Below are 18506 nucleotides of genomic sequence, written 5' to 3'. Positions count from 1 at the left end.
CGTCCCCCGCCGTGCTAGCCGTCCGCGGCGTCCCCGGTCCCCGCGTCCTGCACGGGGTCCAGCCGGTAGGCGTCGGAGAAGTCCAGCTCCCAGACGGCACCGCCGCCGAGGGCGCCGAAGGGGTTCTGCGGGCCGGCCGCGATGCCCTCGGCCGGGGCCACGCTGTTCACCGCGGCGTAGACGTGGCCGCGGTCGTCGGCCGCCAGCCCGGCCGGCAGCGGGACGTCGATCGCCCAGCGCACCGGGTCCTCGTGGTGGCGGTGCAGCACCACCACCTGGCCGGGCGCCGTTCCGGCGGCCGGCGGCGCCTCCTCCGCCGGGGTCTGCCCGGGCGGCAGCGGCGGGGTGGGGCCGAACAGCTGCGAGACGTAGAGGTGGCCGCGGTCCACGGCCACGCCGGTCACGGCGGTGAAGCCGTCCCACCGGTCGAGCTCGGTCCCGTCGGCGGAGAAGCGCACGACCGAGGCCTCGCCGGGGCGCTCCGAGCCCAGGCCGCCCACGTAGACGTCACCGTCCTCGTCCGCGGCCAGGGCCGTGGGCACGAACTCGGCCGGCCCCGCCGGGTCGTCCGTGCCGTCCGGCAGGACCGTGGTCGGCCAGGTGGCCCACGCGGTGATCTCGTACTGCGGCGGGGTGTCCTCCGTGGCGGTGGAGAAGTCCGGCTCGATCTTCCACACGGTGTTCGCGGCGGCGTCGGCCACGAGCGCGTAGCCGTCCGGCGACGTCCCGCCGTCCTCGTCCACGAACAGCACCGCGTACGGGTTCGACTCGATCTGCGCCCCGTCCGGGTTGAGCTCCTCCTCCGCGGCCTGCAGGTCGGCGTACGGGAGGAGGTACTCCTGTCCGCCCTCGGTGCCGGCCACGAGCATCGCGCCGTTGCGCATGGGCGGCCGGTCCGGGTCGTAGCCGGCCACGAGGTACTGCCCGGCCACGTCCGTGGCGTCCGCCCCGTTGGCGCCCACGGCGAAGGACCCGTCCGGGGCGGCCGAGGAGACGAACCCCTCCGCCACGGTCGAGACCGTGGGCGTCCACCGGTGCGGGTCCTCCACGAGCGTGACCGCCCCGGTGGTCCCGACGCACCCCGCCTCCGTGCACTGCTCCCCGCCGCGGCCGGCCTCGGCCACGACCAGGGAGTCCCCCTCCTGGTCCCAGTTCAGCTGCCGCGGATTGTCCAGGCCCTCCGTGACGACCCGCGGCCCGGGCGGCCGCTCGGCGTCGTGCGCCGCCGCCACCGGCACCGCGCCCGCCAGCGCCACCGCCGCCGTGACGGCTCCTGCTCCCAGTCTGTTCATGACCCACCCCCGGTCGGAGTTGCCGCACGCCAGCCGTGCGACAGGCCCAGGCTAGGACCCGCGCTCGCGCCGGGCGCCGCCGCGGCGCCAACCGTGACCGGCTCTTGACCTACCTGCAGGTAGACGGCGGGGACGCGTCACGAGCGGGCGCATCCTTGACACGTTCCCGGGCCCCGGCGTGCACTCGACGGCATGAGGCTTCCGCACCCCTGCCGCACCTCGCCCACCACGCTCCTGCTGCGGCTGGCGGCGGCCCTGGCGCTCGCCCTCACCGGGCTGCTGCTCGCCGCCCCGGCCGGCGCGGCCGCCGACGTCCGCAACGACGAGACCGTGCGGGTGGCGGAGGGCGAGGTCGTCGACGACGACCTGTACGCGGCCGCCGGCGAGGTCGTCGTCGACGGCACGGTGCGAGGTGACCTCGTGGTGGCCGCGGGCCGGGTGACGGTCAACGGCACGGTGGAGGGCGACCTCCTGGCCGCGGCCCAGACCGTGGTGGTCGAGGGCACGGTGGGCGACGACGCCCGGGTCGCCGGCCAGGCGCTCTCCTTCGGGGACGGCGCCCGGGTGGCCGGGGACCTCGTCGCGGCCGGCTACAGCCTGCAGACCCGCCCCGGCACCGAGGTCGGCGGGGACGTGCTCCTCGGCGCCTACCAGGGCCTGCTCGCGGGGAGCATCGACGGCGACGTGACCGCCGGTGCCGCCGGGCTCGCCCTGGCCGGCGCGATCGGCGGGAGCGTGCAGGCCGAGGTCGGCGGCCCGGACGACGCCCGGGCCGCCTGGGCGCCCACCACCCAGGTGCCCGTGCCGCCGGTGGACGGCGGCCTGACGCTCACCGAGCAGGCCCGCGTGGCCGGGGACCTCTCGTACCGCTCGGGCGCCGAGGCCTCGATCGCCCCGGGCGCCGAGGTCGCCGGGGAGATCTCCTACGAGCGGGTCGTCGTGGACGAGGCCGAGCCGGCCGGCCCCGACGGGCCGCTGGCGGTGCTGCTGGCCGGCCTGCGGCGGTTCGTCACGCTGCTGCTGGCCGGGCTGCTGGTGCTGTGGCTGCTCCCGCGGACCGTGACCGGGGCGGCCTCCGTGCTGCGGGCCCGCCCCTTCCTGAGCCTCGGATGGGGCGTGCTCGCGGTCGCCGGTGTCGCGGTGGCGGCGCTGGCGCTCCTGGTCGGCGCGGTCCTGCTGGGCCTCGGCCTGGGCCTGCTCACCCTCGGCGGGCTGGCGGCCGCGGTCGTGGCCGCCGGCGTGGTGGCCCACGCGGTGCTGGCGCTGGGCCTCGTCCTGGCCGTCGCCCTGCTGGCCCCGGTGGTGGCCGGCCTCACCGGCGGCGGGCTCCTGCTGCGGGACCCCGCTCCGGCGCGCTTCGGCAGGCGTGCGGGGGCCCTGGCGCTGGGCCTGCTCGTCTACGTGCTGCTGCGGGCGGTGCCCTACCTCGGCCCGGTGGTGGCCCTGCTCGTGGCGCTGCTCGGCGTCGGGGCCCTGGCGGTGTGGCTGTGGGACGTCGTGCGCCGCCGCCGGGCGCACCGGCAGGGCCCGGGGCTGCCGCCGGGCGGGGCCGCCGGCCCCGGCGCACACCCGCCCGCCGGCCCCGGCGCCTATCCGCCCGCCGGTCCCGGCCCCCACCCGCAGGCCGGGGGGCGTCCGCCGCGCGGCGGGCCACGCCCTCCGGCAGGCAGCGGATTCCCACCCGGCGGCTCCCCGAGGGCCCGGCCGCCGTGGGCGGCGCCGGGTGGGCACGGCCCGGGAACCGGCCCCCGGGGCTGAGCGCTCAGGCGACCGGCAGCGAGAGGACCTCCAGGGCGGCGCGCAGCTTCGTGGAGGACGTGTGCACCGTGTACGGGAAGTACACGACCTCCACCCCCACCGCCGCGAACTCCCGCTCGAGCCGGTCCCCCTTCGGGGTGCCGCGCCAGTCGTCGCCCTTGAAGAACACGTCGAAGCGCAGCGCCCGCCAGGTGTCCAGCTTGTCCAGCAGGATCTCGGCGTGGACCTGGTCCACGTAGCGGATGTGCTCGACGATCTCCATGCGCTCCCGCAGGGACACCACCGGGCGGTGGCCCTTGGTGATCTCGATCAGGTCGTCGGAGACCACCCCGGCGATCAGGTGGTCGCAGTGCTGCCTCGCCTGGCGCAGGATGTTCAGGTGTCCCACGTGGAACAGGTCGAACGCCCCGGCCGCGTATCCCACGCGCGGTGCGGACTGGTTGGTGCTCATGGTGCTCACTCCCCCTCGTAGCCAGCCGGGGCGTCTCGCGCCCCGGCCCGATGGACCGCCCGGCCCCCGCCGGGAGTCCCTGTCGGACTGTCCGCCGCGCACCCTCCGGGGCGCGGCGTGAAATCTGTGTGCCGTCCGGCGCCGGCCCGGACGTGGCGCGGGCCGCGCCGGCTCAGCCGGCGGGCTGTCCCGCGGTCCGTTCCGCGGACGCCGCCACGGCCCGCCCCACGGGCGGAGCGGCGGGCCGTCCCACGGGCGGACCGGCGGGCGGACCGGCGGGCCGTCCCGCGGACCCGGCGGCGGCCGCTGCGACCGCGCGCGCCCGGCGGCGGTGCTGCCGGCGGGCCACGGGCTCCTCCACGAACCACCAGCAGGCGATGCCGGCGACGGTGCCGACCACCACGTGCACCACAACCCCGCCCGGGCCCGGCAGCTCCCCGACCAGGGCCGTGAGCAGGTGCTGGGCGCCCAGGTGCAGCAGGTAGATGCTGTAGCTGGCCAGGCCCAGCAGCTGGATCCACCGCCACCGCATCACCGCCAGCGCCCGGGTCCCCAGCGCTCCTGTGGGCCCGTGCAGACCCCACAGCACCACCAGGCAGGCCGCGACCGCCTGGACCGAGTAGCGCAGGGTCTCCCGGAACAGCTCGTCGCGGATCAGCACCGAGCCCAGGTAGAGCACCAGCGCCGCCACCAGCACCCGGTCCCGGCCCCACCACGCCGGGGCGGCGGAGCCCTCCCGGGTGGAGCGGGCGTACCAGACGGCGGCCAGCACGCCGATCGCGATGGCCTCCAGCCGGGTGTCGGTGCCGAAGTAGATCCGGTCCTCGCTCGCCCCGCCCAGGTGCAGCACCGCGCGCGCGGCGGCCGAGGCGACCGCGGCCGTGCCGGCCAGCACCGCCAGTGCGGCGGCCGGGCGGCGGGTGGCCACCAGCAGCAGCCAGATCAGCGCGAACGCCACGTAGAACTGCTCCTCGATGGACAGGCTCCACACCACGATCGAGCCGGGCAGCACGTCCACCTGCGAGTCGACGTAGCGCCAGTTGAAGAAGAAGAAGACCTGGGCCAGGACGTCCCCCGGGTCCACCGGGCGCACCAGCCACGCGTACAGCGCGGTCGGCAGCACGAGGGCGACCAGCAGCGGCGGCGCGAGCTTCAGCGCCCGCCGGCGGTAGAACCCGCCGACGTCGAACCCGCCGGTGCGCCGGTGCTCCTTGAGCACCAGATGCGTGATGATGAAGCCCGAGATGACGAAGAAGATCGTCACGCCGCTGCCCCCCGGCACCAGCTCCAGCCCCGCGTGGGCGAGCACCACGAGCATCACCGCGGCGGCCCGCATCGCGTCCAGGTGCGCGAACTGCCGCACGGGCAGCTGCGCCCGCGGGCGCCGTCGTGGCCCTGCCGTTCCCGGTGCTGCTGTCTCCCCCGCCACTGCGTCTCCCCTGGGTTCGCCGGAGGCCGTGCTCCCCTGAGCGCCGGCCGTCCCGTCCTGCGTCCGGAGCTCCCCGTTCACATCAGCGAACTCCGGTGATCGCCTCACCCTACTGCGGGGAAACGTGCGTTTGCATCTGAGAACACGGGTCACAAAAGGGGACATCCGCATCCGTTCCCGATCGTTAACACCGGGGTTAGACTCCATGCGATCCAATGAATCCGGACGGGGGGTCGTCCGGACACCGCGGGGGTCCCTCGACCGACGGCCCGCGGAGGACCACGAACGGCGCCGGCCGAACCGTGCCGGAGCTCAGATCTGGGGGGAACTGACATGATCCTTGACCCGTCGTGCCCATCGAGCACCCGAGGTCCCACCGTCCGCACCGTGCGCAGCGTGCTCGGCACGCTGGTGCTGGCCGGACTGCTCACCGCCTGCGGCGCCGCCGACGGCAGCGACCGAGCGGCGCCCGAGGCCGGGAACAGTCCGTCCCCGGCCGCCGGCAGCGGCGCGGAGGCGAAGCGCCACCCGGAGCCCAAGGGCAGCGCCGAGCCGGAGACAGGTGCCGCGCGGAAGAGCGGTGCCGAGCCGAAGAGCAGCACCGACGGGACCGCCGGCGACACGCCGGACGACCACCGCGCCGTGGGGCCGGACACGCCCGTGGAGGTCCTCGCCTCGGACCTGCCCTCGGCCGAGCCCGTGGCCGTCGACGCGCCGCAGCTCGAGCCGATCGAGGCCGTCTTCGAGGCCCAGGAGGCCTTCGTCCCCTCCGACGCCCCGGCTCCCGAGAACCCGCAGGCCCCCGGTGAGCAGGAGACCACCGAGCTGGACCCCGCCGCGGTCGCGGCGGTCGAGAGGACGGCCGACGGCGCCGCCCTCCAGGAGGTCGTCGCGTCCCTGTCCGAGTTCGAGCACCAGGGCTGGGAGCAGCGGGGGCTGCCCGTCGTCGTCGGCGAGCCCGTCTCCGCCCCGCTGCCCACGGACGAGGGCGAGGCGGTGCGCGTGACGGTCTGCCTGGACACCTCCGGGGTCAGCGTCGTGGACCGTGCCGGCGTGGTCGTCAGCGCCGAGCAGAAGGGCCGGAAGGCCCTGCACAACTACGACCTCATCCGCCCACCGGGCGAGTCCTGGCAAGTCGTCCAGCACGGCTTCCCCGACGACCCGACCTGCTGACCCGTCCGCACGAACCTGTTGAGGAACCACACCATGGGAAACACGAACACCTCGTCCCGGGCGGCCTGGGGCCGGCGCCGGGCGCGCACGGCCCGCACCCGGGCGGCCCTGAGCCTCGGCACCGTGCTGGCCGTCGCCGCGACCCTGCTGACCTCCGCCCCGGTGGGCGCCGCCGAGACGCCGCCGGTGGACGGGAAGTCCGCGGCCACGGCCGCCGCCTCCTGCTGGGAGATCAAGCAGAAGGACCCCAAGTCCGCCTCGGGCGTCTACTGGCTGGTCACCCCGGCGATGACCGCCCCCGAGCAGTTCTACTGCGACCAGGTGACCGACGGCGGCGGCTGGGTCCTGGTGGGCCGCGGCCGCAGCGACTGGAAGGAGTACTACCAGGGCGTGGGCACGCCCAAGGACGTCTCCTCCACCGTGACGGGCACCGCGGCGTTCGCGCCCAAGCAGCTGTCCTCGGAGACGGTCGACGACCTGCTCAACGGCCAGCGCCCCGACTCCCTCGACGACGGCATCCGGGTCCGCCGCGCCCGCGACGCCGCGGGCACCACCTGGCAGGAGGGCCGCGTCAAGGTGACGGCCAAGCCCTACTGGAACTGGACGTTCGGCTCCCGCACCCCGGTGACCTCCTGGTCCTTCCGCTACGGCACGGGCGTGGCCTCCGGGACCGGCGGCACCACGAACGACGTCGGCACCACCGGCACGGCCCGCCTGCGCTTCGCCGACGTGGCCGAGACCAGCTGGCAGCGCGGCTTCCGCTACGGGGACGAGGTGGTCGGCAGCAACACCGCGACCACCTACCTCTGGTCCCCGGCCACGGGCGGCAAGGGCGCCATGCCCTTCACCCAGGTCTACCTGCGGCCCAAGGTCACCCAGCAGGCCTTCACCGGCAAGACCCTCCCGGACGCCGGCACCGCCGCGATCGCCCAGCGGGCCCTGCCCAACAGCGGCGCCATGCCCACCAAGTGGGGCGCCGTGGAGCGCGCCGACGGCCAGGGCGAGGAGATGAACACCGAGGTGCAGGCCCTCGAGCAGATCGGGAACTCGGTCTTCACCGGCGGCAACTTCAAGGCCATGCAGCGCAACGCGGCCGGCACCGGGCGCGTGGCCCAGTCCTACCTCGCGGCCTTCGACGTCAACACCGGCGAGCTGCGCACCGACTTCCGCCCGGTCTTCAACGGCCAGGTCAAGGCGCTCGCGGAGCTGCCGAACAACCGGCTGGCCGTGGGCGGGCGCTTCAGCACCGTCAACGGCGTCAGCGCCCCGGGCTTGGTGGTGCTCGACGCCACGACCGGCAAGGTGGACACCGCCTGGAACGTCAAGGTGGAGAACCTGCTGACCGGCGGCGTCCTGCAGGTGCGCACCCTCACCGTGCAGGGCGACTGGCTGTACCTGGGCGGCGCCTTCACCCACCTGAGCGGCGGCCAGGCCACCGGCAAGGTCTACGCCCGCGCCGGGGCCCGCGTCAAGATCTCCACCCGCACCCCGGACGCCGCGTGGAACCCCGAGTTCAACGGCACCGTGACCAGCATGGACGCCTCGGCCAAGGGCGACCGGCTCTACGCGGCCGGCTACTTCAACCAGTCCCGCAGCGCCTCCGCCTTCCGACTGGCCGCGGTGCGCACCAGCGCCGGCGCGGCCCTGGACCCCTGGACCTGGGAGCCGTCCATCCCCGTCGACTACGCCAACCCCGGTCAGGACGGGTTCCAGCTCGCCGTGCGGGAGCAGGGCTCGACCGTGTGGGCCGGCGGCGCCGAGCACTCGATGTTCGGCTACGACCGCACCACCTTCCGGCGCACCTCCGAGGGCATCACGTCCGTGGGCGGCGACATCCAGGCGATCACCTCGACCAACGACACGGTGTTCGGCGCCTGCCACTGCTTCAACTGGTACAACGCCGGCGCCACCAAGTGGATCAAGGCCGGGAGCGCCACCCGCCCCGTGATCGTGGCCGACCGGATCAACGCCATCGGCGCCTGGGACGCCGCCACCGGCCGCTACGTCCCGGGCTTCAACCCCGAGATCAAGGGCTTCGGCGGCTGGGGCGTGTGGGCCGCGATGATGGACAGCAACGGTGTCCTGTGGACCGGCGGCGACATCAACCGCAGCGTCTCCTCCACCGGCGCCGCCCAGTGGTCCGGCGGCTTCCTCCGCTTCGCCCCGCGCGACGCCAAGGCCCCGGCCGGGCCCTCGGGCCTGAAGGTCGGCCGGGACGGCACCTCCGACGCCCTCACCTGGACGGCGGCCCCCGAGGCCGGGGTCACCTACCAGGTGCTGCGCAACGACCGGCCGATCGGCACCGCCACGGGCACGAGCTTCAAGGTCGCCCACGTGGACGGCGCCCGCTACGCGGTGCGCGCGGCGGACGCCGCGGGCAACGTCTCCGCCTCCACCCCGGTGGTCGTGGCAGGCACGGCACCGGCACCGGCACCGGCACCCGAGCCCGAGCCGGAGCCCGCGCCCGCACCGGCCGCCCTGATCGCCGAGGGCGCCACGTGGAAGTACCACCACGACCGGGCGAACCCGCCCGCGGCCGACTGGGCCGGCACGGCCTTCGACGACGCCGCCTGGAAGCAGGGCTCGGCCGTGCTCGGCTGGGGCGACGCCTCGGTGCGGACCACGCTGGTGGCCGAGGGCACCCGCCCGCTGACCACCTACTACCGCCGGACGGTGGACGTGGCCGACGCCTCCACGCTCGGCGACCTGACGCTCACCACCCGCGCCGACGACGCGGTGGCGGTCTACGTCAACGGCAAGGAGGTGGTCCGCTCCAACCTCCCGGAGGGCACGCTGAGCCCGGGGACCTACGCCCTGGCCCCGCGCCGGACCGCCACCGCGCTGGCCGACCCGGTCGTGGTGACGATCCCGGCGTCGGCGCTGCGGACCGGCAAGAACGTGATCGCCGCGGAGGTGCACTCCAACTGGACGAGCACCACCGACGCCACCTTCGACCTGGAGCTCAAGCCCCAGCCCAAGGGCGCGTGATGAGCTCGGCGACCGGCGCCGCGCGGCGCCGCCCGAGCTACCCGGAGGCCCTGGCCGGGCTGCGCGCGGCGCAGAAGCCCGGCCAGGGGGTCCCGGCCTACACCCGGTGGGTCAACCGGCCGCTGGCCCGCTACGCCGCCGCGCGGGCCGCCGCGGCCGGCCTGACCCCCAACGGGGTGACCGCCCTCAGCGCGGTCCTCTCCGCGGCGGGGCTGGCCGTGCTCGTGGCGGCCCCGCCGGCGGCGGCCACCGGCGGGGTCGTCGCGGTCCTGCTCGCCGCCGGGTACGTGCTGGACTCCGCCGACGGGCAGGTGGCCCGGCTCACCGGGACCGGCTCCCCGGCCGGGGAGTGGCTGGACCACGTGGTCGACTCGATCCGCACCCCGGCGATCCACCTGGCCGTGGCGGCCGCCGCCCTGCTGCACCCGCGGCCCGAGGCGTTCCCGGCCGCCGCGGTGGCGGTCCTCGCGGCGCTGTTCGTGCTCGTGGAGGTCGGCCAGTTCATGAGCCAGATCCTCGCCGAGCAGCTGCGGCGCACGGGCGGCCTGGCCGGCCCGCCGTCCGGCGGGGCGCTGCGCTCCTTCCTCAACCTGCCCACCGACGCGGGGATCACCTGTTGGATCTTCCTCCTCTGGGGGGTCCCCGCGCTCTTCCTGCCCGCCTACGCGATCCTGCTGGGCGCCCTCGCGGCGATCAGCGCGGTCTCCATGCGGCGCAAGTACCTGGGCCTGACCTCCCGGCCTGCCGACACCACCCCGGACGCCGCCGGCGTCCACCCCACCGACAGGAGCACCTCCCATGTCCGCTGACGTCCTCGCCCCGGCCGCCACCACCGCCGCCGGGTTCCGCTCCGAGACCCCGTCCGTGTCCGTCCTGATCGCCACCGCCGGGCGCCCGCAGATGCTGCGCGAGGCGGTCCGCGCGATCGTCGAGCAGGACTACGCCGGCCCGCTGCAGGTCGTGGTCGTCTTCGACCGCGTGGAGGTGGACCCCCTCGCGGACGTCGCCGTCCCGGCCGGGGTGGACCTGCGCACCGTGCCCAACACCCGCAACCCGGGGCTGGTGGGCGCCCGCAACACCGGCATCCACGCCGCCACCGGCGAGATCGTCGCCTTCTGCGACGACGACGACGTCTGGGCCCCGCGCAAGCTCAGCCGCCAGGTCGCGCACTGGAACCGGCACCCGGAGGCCTCGGCGATCGCCGGGGCGATCCACATCGTCTCCCACGAGCGCACCATCCGGCGCGTCCCGCAGGCCGTGGCCACCTTCGAGGAGCTGCTGGCCGACCGGATGATGGAGATCCACCCGTCCGCGCTGATCTGCCGCCGCGCCGACCTGTACGGGCCCGTGGGCCTGGTCGACGAGGACCTGCCCTCCTCCTACGGCGAGGACTACGACCTGCTGCTGCGCCTGGCCCGGCACGCCCCGGTGCACTCCGTGCCCGAGACCGTGCTCACCGTCCGCTGGGACCGGCCCTCCTTCTTCCGCCAGCAGTGGGGGGACATGGCTGACGCGCTGACCTACATGCTGCGCAAGTTCCCGGAGTTCGAGACCTCGGACCGGGGCACGGCCCTGATGGCCGGGCAGGTGGCCTTCGCCCACGCCGCCCGCGGCGACCGGCGGGCGGCGGTGCGGTGGGCGCGGGCCGCGCTGCGCCGGGACCGCGGGCAGCTGCGGGCGTGGGGCGCCCTGGCCGTGTCGACCGGCGCGGTCAGCGCCGAGCGGCTGCAGAACGCGGTGTCCTTCTTCGGCCGGGGAGTGTGAGCCGGCCGTGGCGCTGTCGACTCCCGCGGTGGTGCGGCCGGCCCCGGTCCGCCGCACCACCGGCGCCCTGCCCGCCTGGCCGCTGCTGGCGCTGTTCTGGGGGCTGCCCCTGATCTGGGCCTCCGGGGCGCTGCAGTTCGCCCCGGCGCTGCTCGCGGTGGCCATGCTGTTCCTGCTCGTGCTCCGCCGCGGCGTCACGGTCCCGTGGCCGGCGTGGGTGCTCGGCGTGTTCCTGCTCTGGATGGCGGCGAGTTCGGTGCAGATCGAGGGGTTCGGCTCCTGGATGGGCTTCGCCCTGCGCTGGGTGAACATCGTCGCCGCCCTGGTCTACGTCGTCTACTACTGGAACGCCCGGGAGACCCTGGACGCCCGCCGGTTCCTGCGGGCCGCGGTGGTCGCGTGGGCCACGCTCGTGGGGTTCGGCCTGCTGACCTTCGTGATCCCCGAGGCGCGGCTGACCACCCCGATCGGCCTGCTGCTGCCGGAGGGCATCACCTCCAACGCGCTGGTGCAGAACTACTTCTTCCCGCCCCTGGCGGAGGTCCAGCTGCCCTGGGGCGCGCCCGAGCCCTACAACCGCCCGGCCGCCCCGTTCCCGTACACCAACGGGTGGGGCTCCGGGTTCGTGCTGCTCACGCCCCTGGTGCTGGCCCACCTCACCACCGTCCGGTTCCGCGCCCGGCACCTGCTGATCGTGGCCGGGCTGCTCGCCTCGCTCGCCCCGGCCGTGGCCACGACCAACCGCGGCATGTTCCTCGGCATCGCGGTGGCCCTCGGCTACGTGATGGTCCGGATGGTCCTGCGGGGCCGGATCGGGGTGGCGCTGGCCGGGGCCGCCGCCGTGGCCGCCGTCGGGGCGTGGCTGGTGGCCAGCGGCGCCGTCGAGCGGATCCTGGGCCGGCAGGAGTACAGCGACAGCACGGGGACCCGGTCCGACCTCTACCGGGACACGTTCCTGGCCACCCTGGACTCCCCCCTGCTGGGCTACGGGGCCCCGCTCTACGACGAGACCGTCGGGATCGAGATGGGCACCCAGGGCTACGTCTGGACCCTGATGTTCTGCTACGGCTTCGTGGGCCTGGGCCTGTTCGTGGCCTACCTGCACGGGACCACGCTGGCGACGCTGCGGATGCGCACCACGACCGGCCTGCTCGTGCACTCCGCGCCCGTGGCCGCGTGCCTGTTCTTCACCTACTACGGCCTCGACGCGGTGCAGTTCATCCTGATCAGCCTGAGCCTGGCGGTGCTGCTGCGCTCCCGGCGCTACGGGGAGGGGCTGTGACCCCGCAGCGGCTGGCGCGCTCGGGCGGGCTGACCTTCGCCTTCGTGGTCACCGGGGCGGGCCTGGCCTTCGCCGCCACCCTGGTGGTCTCCAACGCCTCGGGGGCGGCGGCGGCCGGTCAGTTCTTCCAGGTGGTGGCCGTGCTGGCGATCGCCACGACCCTGTCCACCTTCGGCGCCGACACCGGGCTGGTCCGCTCGGTGCCGGCCCTCACCGCCCGGGGCCAGGCCTCGGCGGTGCCCGCGGTGCTGCGGATCGCCGGCCGGCCGGTGCTCGTGCTCGCCGCCGGGGTCGCCGCCACGGCGGCCGTGCTCGCCCTCGCCCCGGGGGCCCTGCCCGACGGGGTCGGGCCCGCGGTCCTGCTGGCGGCGCCCTTCCTGGTGCTGGGGGCCGCGCTCAACCTCGCCTTCGGCGCCCTGCGCGGGCTGCACCGGGTGCCGACCTTCTCCTTCCTGCAGAACGTGGTGCTGCCGTCGCTGCGGGTGCTCGGCGTCCTCGGCGTCGTCCTCGCCGGCGGCGGGCTGCTCGCGCTGACGGCGGCGTGGACGGTGCCGGTCGCCGTGGTCTGCGTGCTCGCCCTCGTGCTGCTGCACCGGATCGTCCGGGGCCTGCGCGACGAGCCGGGGGCCGCTCCCCCGCCGGACGCCGGCGCGCAGCGGCGGGCGTTCTGGTCCTTCTCCTCCGCCCGCGGGGTCACCGCGGTGGTCGAGGCGCTGCTGGAGTGGCTCGACGTGCTGCTCGTGGCCGCGTTCCTGGGCCCCGCCGCGGCGGGCGTCTACGGCGTGGTCAACCGGTGCATCCGGGTGGGGGCCATGCTCGACCACACCGCCCGCATCGTCACGGGCCCGTCCATCAGCGCCGCCCTGGCTGTCGACGACCTCGCCGCGGCCCGCTCCGTGTTCACCCGCACCACGGCCGTGCTCGTGGCCGGGGCCTGGCCCTTCTACCTGACCCTGCTGCTGTTCGGGCCCGGGGTGCTCGCCCTCTTCGGCGACGGCTTCGCGTCCGGCTACCCCGCGATGCTCGTCATCGCCTCCGCCATGCTGCTGGCCGTCTCCGCCGGCGGGGTGCAGTCGCTGCTGCTGATGGCCGGGCGCAGCCGGTGGCAGCTGGCCAACAAGTCCACCGCGCTGGCCGTGGCCGTGGCGCTCAACCTGTGGCTGATCCCGCAGTGGGGGCTGCTGGGCGCGGCCACGGCGTGGGCGGCCTCGGTGCTCACCGACACCGGGCTGGCCCTGTTCCAATGCGTGCGGCTGCTGGGCATCTCGCCGCGCTGGTCCGTGGTGGGCGCGATCGCCGCGGCCGCGGCGGTGCTCAGCGGCGGGAGCGGGCTCGTCGTGCGCGCCGTCCTCGGCCCGGGCACTCCCGGGCTGGTCGTCCACCTCGGGCTGACCGGCGCGCTCGTGGCCGGAGCCGCGGCGGTGCTCGTGCTGCGGCGGCGCTCCGCCGTCCGGGGGACGGCCGAGCCCGCGTGTGGCCCGAAGAGACCACGGGGCTCCCGGCCGCTGCTGTGGTCGCGCTGAGTTTGCATCTGTAACATTCAAATCGATCGACATCGGATCAGGACGCCGCCGGCCGGGCTGGACCCGGCAGCGCATCCCGAGGCCGGGGTCGGCGGTCCGCCGGGGGGCGGAAGCCGGCCACGACCGCTCCTGCCGAGCCGAGCCGCGATCCACCAGGGGGGAATCCACATGAGTGACACCATCAACGCCGTCGGCGCCGACCGGCGCCGCACCCAGTACGACACCGCCCGGCCCCGGCCGCGCCGCCCGGAGCCGGCGGACCCGACGCCGGCCTGGCGCCGGGTCCTGCGCCGGTGGCCCACCATCCTCACGACCTGGCTGCTCGTGCTCGCCGCCGCCCTGGTGGCGGGTCTGCTGTGGCCCCCGACCTACCAGGCGACGGCCTCCATGACCGTCACCCCGAGCGCGGTGAACCCCCTCACCGGGGACGCCGGCTTCGAGGAGGTGGAGATGCAGACGGAGATGGCCACGATGGCGTCGCAGCGGATCACGCTGCGGGCCGCGGCCCTGCTCCAGGACGTCCCCCTCGAGGAGGCCGACCCCGCGCTGGCCGAGGAGCTGCTCGCGAACCTCTCGACCACCGCCCCGGACGACACCCAGGTGCTCCGGGTGACGGTGGACGCCACGGACCCGAACCTGGCCGCCGAGCGGGCCAACGCCCTGGCCACCGCCTACCTCGCCGACCGCGGCGAGGACGTGCAGACCACCGCCGACGACACGCTCCGGCGCATCGACGAGTCCATCGCCGGGCTCGAGCGCACCGACGAGGACTCCTCCAGCCTGCGGCAGCTGCGCGAGCAGCGCACCGCCCTGGCCCTCATCGCGCCGACGCCCGGCCGGGTGATCAGCGAGGCGACGCCGCCGCAGGCGCCCTCCTCCGCCGGTCTGATGCTGTTCCTCGCCGGCGGCCTCGTCGGCGGCCTGGTGCTCGGCGCCCTCGCCGGCGCGGTGCGGGAGCGGACCGACCGCAGCGTCCGCCGACCCGACCGGCTCGCCGACGCGACCGGCTCGGCCGTCGTGGTGCTGCAGTCCGAGGACGACGAGGACGGCGCCCTCGAGCTGCTGCGCCGCCTCGCCCAGGACGAGGACCGCGCCGTGCCGCGGCCGGGCTCCCGGATCGCGGTCCACTCGCCGCTGCCCGGCCAGTCCGCGGTGGTCGTGCAGGCTCTGGACGCGGTGGTCTCCTCGTGGGGCGGCACCGTGGAGGTCGTCGACGTCGACACGCTCGCCGAGCCGGTGGGCCCGCTGGCCGCCGGCTGGCTGGACATGGACAGCACCACGTCCGCGCTGTACGTGGCCACGGTCCCGCCGCGGACCGGCGCCGCGCAGCTGGCCGCCCTGACCGACCGGGTCGACGGCGTGGTCCTGGCCGTGGAGCCCCGGGGCCGGCTGCGCCGGTTCCGCGAGCGCTTCGAACGGCTCAGCGGCCGCGGCGCCGCCGTGGTCCCCGCCTACGTGGTGCAGCGCCAGACCCGTCCCGCCGCCGCTCCGGCGCCGGCCCAGGACGGCCTGCCGCAGCACCGCTGAGCGTCCGCCGGCGCCTCCCGGACCCGGGAGGCCGGCATCCGGCGCCGGCGGCCGGAAGCCAGGGGCCGGGGAGATCGCACCGCGAGAGCGGGCGCTCCCCGGCCCCTGCGCCGTGCCGCCGGTGCGGCGGCCGCCGGTGGCAGCCACCGGAACGGGACGCCCCCGGGGGTCAGGGAGCCTGCACCGCCAGGGCAGGGGCTCCCCGGCCCCGCAGCCGTGCGGCCAGGTCCTCGGCCGCGGCCGGGTCCGCCATCAGGTGGGCCACGGTGGGCCCGGATCCGGACACGAAGCTCGCCAGGGCGCCGGCCGGCGCGCCCGCGGCCAGGACCGGCGCCAGCTGCGGGGCCAGGGAGAGGGCCGCGGGCTGGAGGTCGTTGGCCAGCAGCGGGGCCAGCTCCTGCGGCGCACCGGCCGCCAGGGCGTCCTCGAGCCCCTGCGGCAGCTCGGGCGCCGGCACGTCCTCGGGCGCGCGCAGCCGGTCCAGCTCGGCGTAGACGGCCGGCGTGGACAGGCCCGCCTCGGCGGCCACCAGCACCAGGTGCAGGGGCGCGCCGACCGCCGCGGGCCGCAGCCGGGCCCCCGTTCCGGTGCCCACCGCCGCACCCCCCGTGAGCGCGAAGGGCACGTCCGCGCCGAGACCGGCCGCGAGCCGCAGCAGGGCGTCGTCGTCGAGCCCGGGGACTCCGCCGGCGCGGGCGGCGAGCCGGTTCACGGCGACGAGGGCGGCGGCGGCGTCGGCGGAGCCCCCGCCCATGCCGCCGGCCACGGGCACGGCCTTGTCGATCCGCAGGTGCAGCCCGCCGGGCAGCGCGGGGAGGTGTCCGAGCACGGCGCGGGCGGCGCGGACCGCCAGGTTGGAGTCGTCGGCGGGGACCTCGTCGAGGCGGAAGCCGCCGAGGGCGACCTGCTGGGCCACGAGCGAGCCCGGCACCGCGGCGACGTCCACGGTGATCCCGGTCCCCGCGATGAGCGTGGCGGTCACGGTCTCGGTCGTGCCGACCGCGCAGTACAGACTGGCCACGTCGTGGTAGCCGTCCGGGCGCGGCGGCCCCGCGGCGAAGAAGAGGTTGACCTTGCCGGGGGCGTGGGCCTGCTCCGTGAGCATCATCGTGCTCATGCGCAGCGCGCTCCGGCGGTGAGCCCGGCGGCGGCCCCGGCCCGGGCGATCCGGGCGAAGGCGGCCACGTCCAGCTTCTCGCCGCGCTGCCCCGGGTCGATCCCGGCGGCCTCGAGCAGCTCCCCGGCCGCCGCGGCGGACCCGGCCCAGCCGGCGAGCGCGGCGCGCAGGGTCTTGCGCCGCTGGGCGAACGCGGCGTCCACGGCGGCGAAGACCAGCTCGCGGTCCACCTCCGCCACCGGCTGCTCGCGGCGCACGAAGCGCACCAGCCCGGAGGCGATCTGCGGGGCCGGCCAGAACACGTTCTTGCCGATGGTCCCGGCCTTCGTGACCTCGGCGTACCAGGCGGCCTTGACCGACGGCACCCCGTAGACCTTGGACCCCGGCGCCGCGGCCAGCCGGTCCGCCACCTCCTCCTGCACCATGACCAGCCCGTGCCGGATCGACGGGAACCGGGCCAGCAGGTGCAGCAGCACCGGGACGGCCACGTTGTAGGGCAGGTTCGCCACCAGGGCGGTGGGCTCGGCCGGCAGCTCCAGCACGCGCAGGGCGTCCTGCTCGAGCACGTGCAGCCGGTCGGCCAGCTCCGGCCGGAAGCGCTCCACGGTCCGGGGCAGCTGCGCGGCCAGCGGGGGGTCGATCTCCACGGCCACCACCTGCTGCGCGGCGTCGAGCAGCCCGAGGGTGAGCGAGCCCAGGCCCGGTCCCACCTCCAGGACCGTCTCCTGCTCGCCCAGCCGTGCGGCGGCGATGATCCGCCGGATCGTGTTGGGGTCGATCACGAAGTTCTGCCCGAGCGTCTTGGTCGGCCGGATGCCCAGCTGCTCCGCGAGCGCACGGATCTCCGCGGGCCCGAGCAGGGGGCGGGCGGCGGGTCCTGGCGGGGTGGATTCTGTCACCGGGACATCGTATCGGCCGCCCCGTCCCTCCCCGCCCGCACCTCGGCGCAGATCCGCCCCTGCCCCCTCCCCTTCCTCCGCCGAGCCCCCTCCTCCAGCGCCGAGTCCCCCATGTGCTCGCGATTCCCCCGGATTGTCCCGGGGGAATCGCGAGCACACGGGCGACTCGCCCGGCGCGGCAGGTGTGGTGCACGGATGAGGGAGGGAATGGCGCGCGGCCGGGCAGCGAGGACAGCCGGATCAGCGGGTGCCCGTCCCCCGGTGGAGAGCCGTCTCGATCCGCGCGACGGTCGCCGCGGGACGGCGCACGACGTCGTGCCAGCCCACCCTGATCACCGTCCAGCCGAGTTCCTGGATCTCGGTCTCGCGGCGTCGTTCGTCCCGGAGGACGGAGCGGATGGTCGTTGCGCCGGCATACTTGCTCTGCCCGTCGAACTCGAGCACCAGGCGGTGCTCCGGCCAGGCGAAGTCGGCGCGGTAGGACCCGCTGCGGCCGTCGATGACCCACTGCAGCTCCGGCACGGGCAGCGAGTACTCCAGCAGCATCAACCGGGTGAGCGTCTCCCCGACGGACTCGGAGCGCGGGTCCATGACCGTCAGCACCGATCTCGCCCGCCGCACTCCGCTCTGTCCGGCCCACTCCGACAGCATCGACTCCATCCGGGTCCGGGAGACTCCCAGCAGGTGCGCCTGGTCCGCGAGCACCACGGCGTCGACGAACGGCAGCAGCCGTGCGCAGTCCAGCAGCGTCCGTTCCGCAGAGGTGGTGCGCAACCCGTCCACGACCACCACGTCGGAGGTCGAGAGCCTCGTCTGATGGCGGACGACGCCGTCGTAGCCGTGGTGGGTGCCGTGCCCGAGTGGTGAGACGGTGTGGATCCGCGAGGGCACCCGCCGCAGTCCGAGGCCGTGCACCACGGCCGCCGAGGCCAGGCAGAACACCGGAACGGTATGTGCCGCCCGCGCGAAGGCCCGGTGCTTCAGGAGCATCTGCTGTTCCGGGGTCAGGTTCGGGAGCCGGTCCGCGGCGATGAAGTATCCAGGGTGCACGCGCCGGAGCCTCCCGGTGCGGATCCGGCGGCGGATCTCGTGGTTGCTCAGGCCGGCATCGAGGAGGTCCGCTGTGCTCTGCAGTTCGCTCATGCCTCGGGAATAGCAGGATCTCCCTGCTGCCGGGGTCCTCGACCGCTCGCTGTGGACGCGCCGGCGAGACGACGTCGGGCTCCACCACCGGGGAGCCGCCACGGGCTGCTCCGGAGTCCCCCAGGACGTCGCAGTTCCCCCCGATTCTTCGGGGGGAACT

Annotated in this window: 14 protein-coding genes; 8 read left to right on the top strand and 6 right to left on the bottom strand. The window is 75.7% G+C overall.

Annotation, left to right across the window (positions count from 1 at the left end; translation table 11 throughout):
• Positions 1 to 14: 14 nt before the first annotated feature.
• Positions 15 to 1292 carry a ScyD/ScyE family protein gene (locus tag ACWCOM_RS05450; protein ID WP_454547723.1) on the bottom strand — a complete coding sequence of 426 codons (1278 nt, stop codon included), beginning with the start codon at positions 1290 to 1292 and terminating at the stop codon, positions 15 to 17.
• Positions 1293 to 1484: 192 nt separating this feature from the next.
• On the opposite strand from ACWCOM_RS05450, the gene ACWCOM_RS05445 reads away from it, so the two are divergent.
• The gene (locus tag ACWCOM_RS05445; RefSeq protein WP_454547722.1) at positions 1485 to 3050 is read left to right on the top strand and encodes a bactofilin family protein; all 1566 of its coding nucleotides are present in this window, start codon (positions 1485 to 1487) and stop codon (positions 3048 to 3050) included.
• Between the two features lie 4 nt (positions 3051 to 3054).
• On the opposite strand, the gene ACWCOM_RS05440 is transcribed toward ACWCOM_RS05445, so the two are convergent.
• Together ACWCOM_RS05440 and ACWCOM_RS05435 are read right to left on the bottom strand one after the other, a co-directional pair.
• On the bottom strand, positions 3055 to 3501 hold the full coding sequence (locus ACWCOM_RS05440; RefSeq protein WP_454547721.1) for an adenylyltransferase/cytidyltransferase family protein: 447 nt from the start codon (positions 3499 to 3501) through the stop codon (positions 3055 to 3057).
• Positions 3502 to 3673: 172 nt separating this feature from the next.
• Positions 3674 to 4864, bottom strand: a complete 1191-nt coding sequence (locus ACWCOM_RS05435; RefSeq protein ID WP_454547720.1) for an acyltransferase family protein — start codon at positions 4862 to 4864, stop codon at positions 3674 to 3676.
• A 453-nt stretch (positions 4865 to 5317) separates the two neighbouring features.
• On the opposite strand from ACWCOM_RS05435, the gene ACWCOM_RS05430 reads away from it, so the two are divergent.
• From ACWCOM_RS05430 to ACWCOM_RS05400, 7 genes are all read left to right on the top strand, one after another.
• Positions 5318 to 6103: a hypothetical protein gene (locus ACWCOM_RS05430; RefSeq protein WP_454547719.1), complete on the top strand. Its 786-nt coding sequence runs from the start codon at positions 5318 to 5320 to the stop codon at positions 6101 to 6103.
• Between the two features lie 33 nt (positions 6104 to 6136).
• Positions 6137 to 9091, top strand: coding sequence for a fibrinogen-like YCDxxxxGGGW domain-containing protein (locus ACWCOM_RS05425; RefSeq protein WP_454547718.1), 2955 nt, complete (start codon positions 6137 to 6139; stop codon positions 9089 to 9091).
• Positions 9091 to 9900, top strand: coding sequence for a CDP-alcohol phosphatidyltransferase family protein (locus ACWCOM_RS05420; protein ID WP_454547717.1), 810 nt, complete (start codon positions 9091 to 9093; stop codon positions 9898 to 9900). The genes ACWCOM_RS05425 and ACWCOM_RS05420 overlap by 1 nt, the downstream gene beginning before the upstream one ends.
• Entirely contained in the window at positions 9890 to 10855 is a 966-nt protein-coding gene (locus ACWCOM_RS05415) for a glycosyltransferase family 2 protein (protein WP_454547716.1), read from the top strand. The genes ACWCOM_RS05420 and ACWCOM_RS05415 overlap by 11 nt, the downstream gene beginning before the upstream one ends.
• 7 nt (positions 10856 to 10862) lie before the next feature.
• Positions 10863 to 12137: an O-antigen ligase family protein gene (locus ACWCOM_RS05410; protein ID WP_454547715.1), complete on the top strand. Its 1275-nt coding sequence runs from the start codon at positions 10863 to 10865 to the stop codon at positions 12135 to 12137.
• Positions 12134 to 13660 (top strand): lipopolysaccharide biosynthesis protein, encoded by a 1527-nt coding sequence (locus tag ACWCOM_RS05405; RefSeq protein ID WP_454547714.1) that lies wholly within the window; start codon positions 12134 to 12136, stop codon positions 13658 to 13660. The genes ACWCOM_RS05410 and ACWCOM_RS05405 overlap by 4 nt, the downstream gene beginning before the upstream one ends.
• Before the next feature lie 168 nt (positions 13661 to 13828).
• Positions 13829 to 15187, top strand: a complete 1359-nt coding sequence (locus ACWCOM_RS05400; protein WP_454547713.1) for a hypothetical protein — start codon at positions 13829 to 13831, stop codon at positions 15185 to 15187.
• A gap of 169 nt (positions 15188 to 15356) precedes the next feature.
• On the opposite strand, the gene ACWCOM_RS05395 is transcribed toward ACWCOM_RS05400, so the two are convergent.
• The 3 genes from ACWCOM_RS05395 to ACWCOM_RS05385 all read right to left on the bottom strand — a co-directional run bounded on the left by ACWCOM_RS05395 (position 15357) and on the right by ACWCOM_RS05385 (position 18346).
• Positions 15357 to 16304: a 4-(cytidine 5'-diphospho)-2-C-methyl-D-erythritol kinase gene (locus ACWCOM_RS05395; RefSeq protein ID WP_454547712.1), complete on the bottom strand. Its 948-nt coding sequence runs from the start codon at positions 16302 to 16304 to the stop codon at positions 15357 to 15359.
• Positions 16301 to 17203 carry a 16S rRNA (adenine(1518)-N(6)/adenine(1519)-N(6))-dimethyltransferase RsmA gene (rsmA, locus tag ACWCOM_RS05390; protein WP_454547711.1) on the bottom strand — a complete coding sequence of 301 codons (903 nt, stop codon included), beginning with the start codon at positions 17201 to 17203 and terminating at the stop codon, positions 16301 to 16303. The genes ACWCOM_RS05395 and rsmA overlap by 4 nt, the downstream gene beginning before the upstream one ends.
• A 240-nt stretch (positions 17204 to 17443) precedes the next feature.
• Positions 17444 to 18346: a DUF559 domain-containing protein gene (locus ACWCOM_RS05385; protein WP_454547710.1), complete on the bottom strand. Its 903-nt coding sequence runs from the start codon at positions 18344 to 18346 to the stop codon at positions 17444 to 17446.
• Between the last annotated feature and the right edge of the window lie 160 nt (positions 18347 to 18506).

The organism is Kocuria sp. KH4 (assembly GCF_053711175.1).
The sequence above is the reverse complement of the archived record's forward strand: the minus strand, read 5'-3'. Positions and strand labels throughout refer to the sequence as shown.

Coding starts and splice junctions, on each gene's coding strand:
- ACWCOM_RS05450 (WP_454547723.1), bottom strand. CDS start 1,292: ATGAACAGACTGGGAGCAGGAGCCGTCACGGCGGCGGTGGCGCTGGCG.
- ACWCOM_RS05445 (WP_454547722.1), top strand. CDS start 1,485: ATGAGGCTTCCGCACCCCTGCCGCACCTCGCCCACCACGCTCCTGCTG.
- ACWCOM_RS05440 (WP_454547721.1), bottom strand. CDS start 3,501: ATGAGCACCAACCAGTCCGCACCGCGCGTGGGATACGCGGCCGGGGCG.
- ACWCOM_RS05425 (WP_454547718.1), top strand. CDS start 6,137: ATGGGAAACACGAACACCTCGTCCCGGGCGGCCTGGGGCCGGCGCCGG.
- ACWCOM_RS05420 (WP_454547717.1), top strand. CDS start 9,091: ATGAGCTCGGCGACCGGCGCCGCGCGGCGCCGCCCGAGCTACCCGGAG.
- ACWCOM_RS05415 (WP_454547716.1), top strand. CDS start 9,890: ATGTCCGCTGACGTCCTCGCCCCGGCCGCCACCACCGCCGCCGGGTTC.
- ACWCOM_RS05400 (WP_454547713.1), top strand. CDS start 13,829: ATGAGTGACACCATCAACGCCGTCGGCGCCGACCGGCGCCGCACCCAG.
- ACWCOM_RS05395 (WP_454547712.1), bottom strand. CDS start 16,304: ATGAGCACGATGATGCTCACGGAGCAGGCCCACGCCCCCGGCAAGGTC.
- ACWCOM_RS05385 (WP_454547710.1), bottom strand. CDS start 18,346: ATGAGCGAACTGCAGAGCACAGCGGACCTCCTCGATGCCGGCCTGAGC.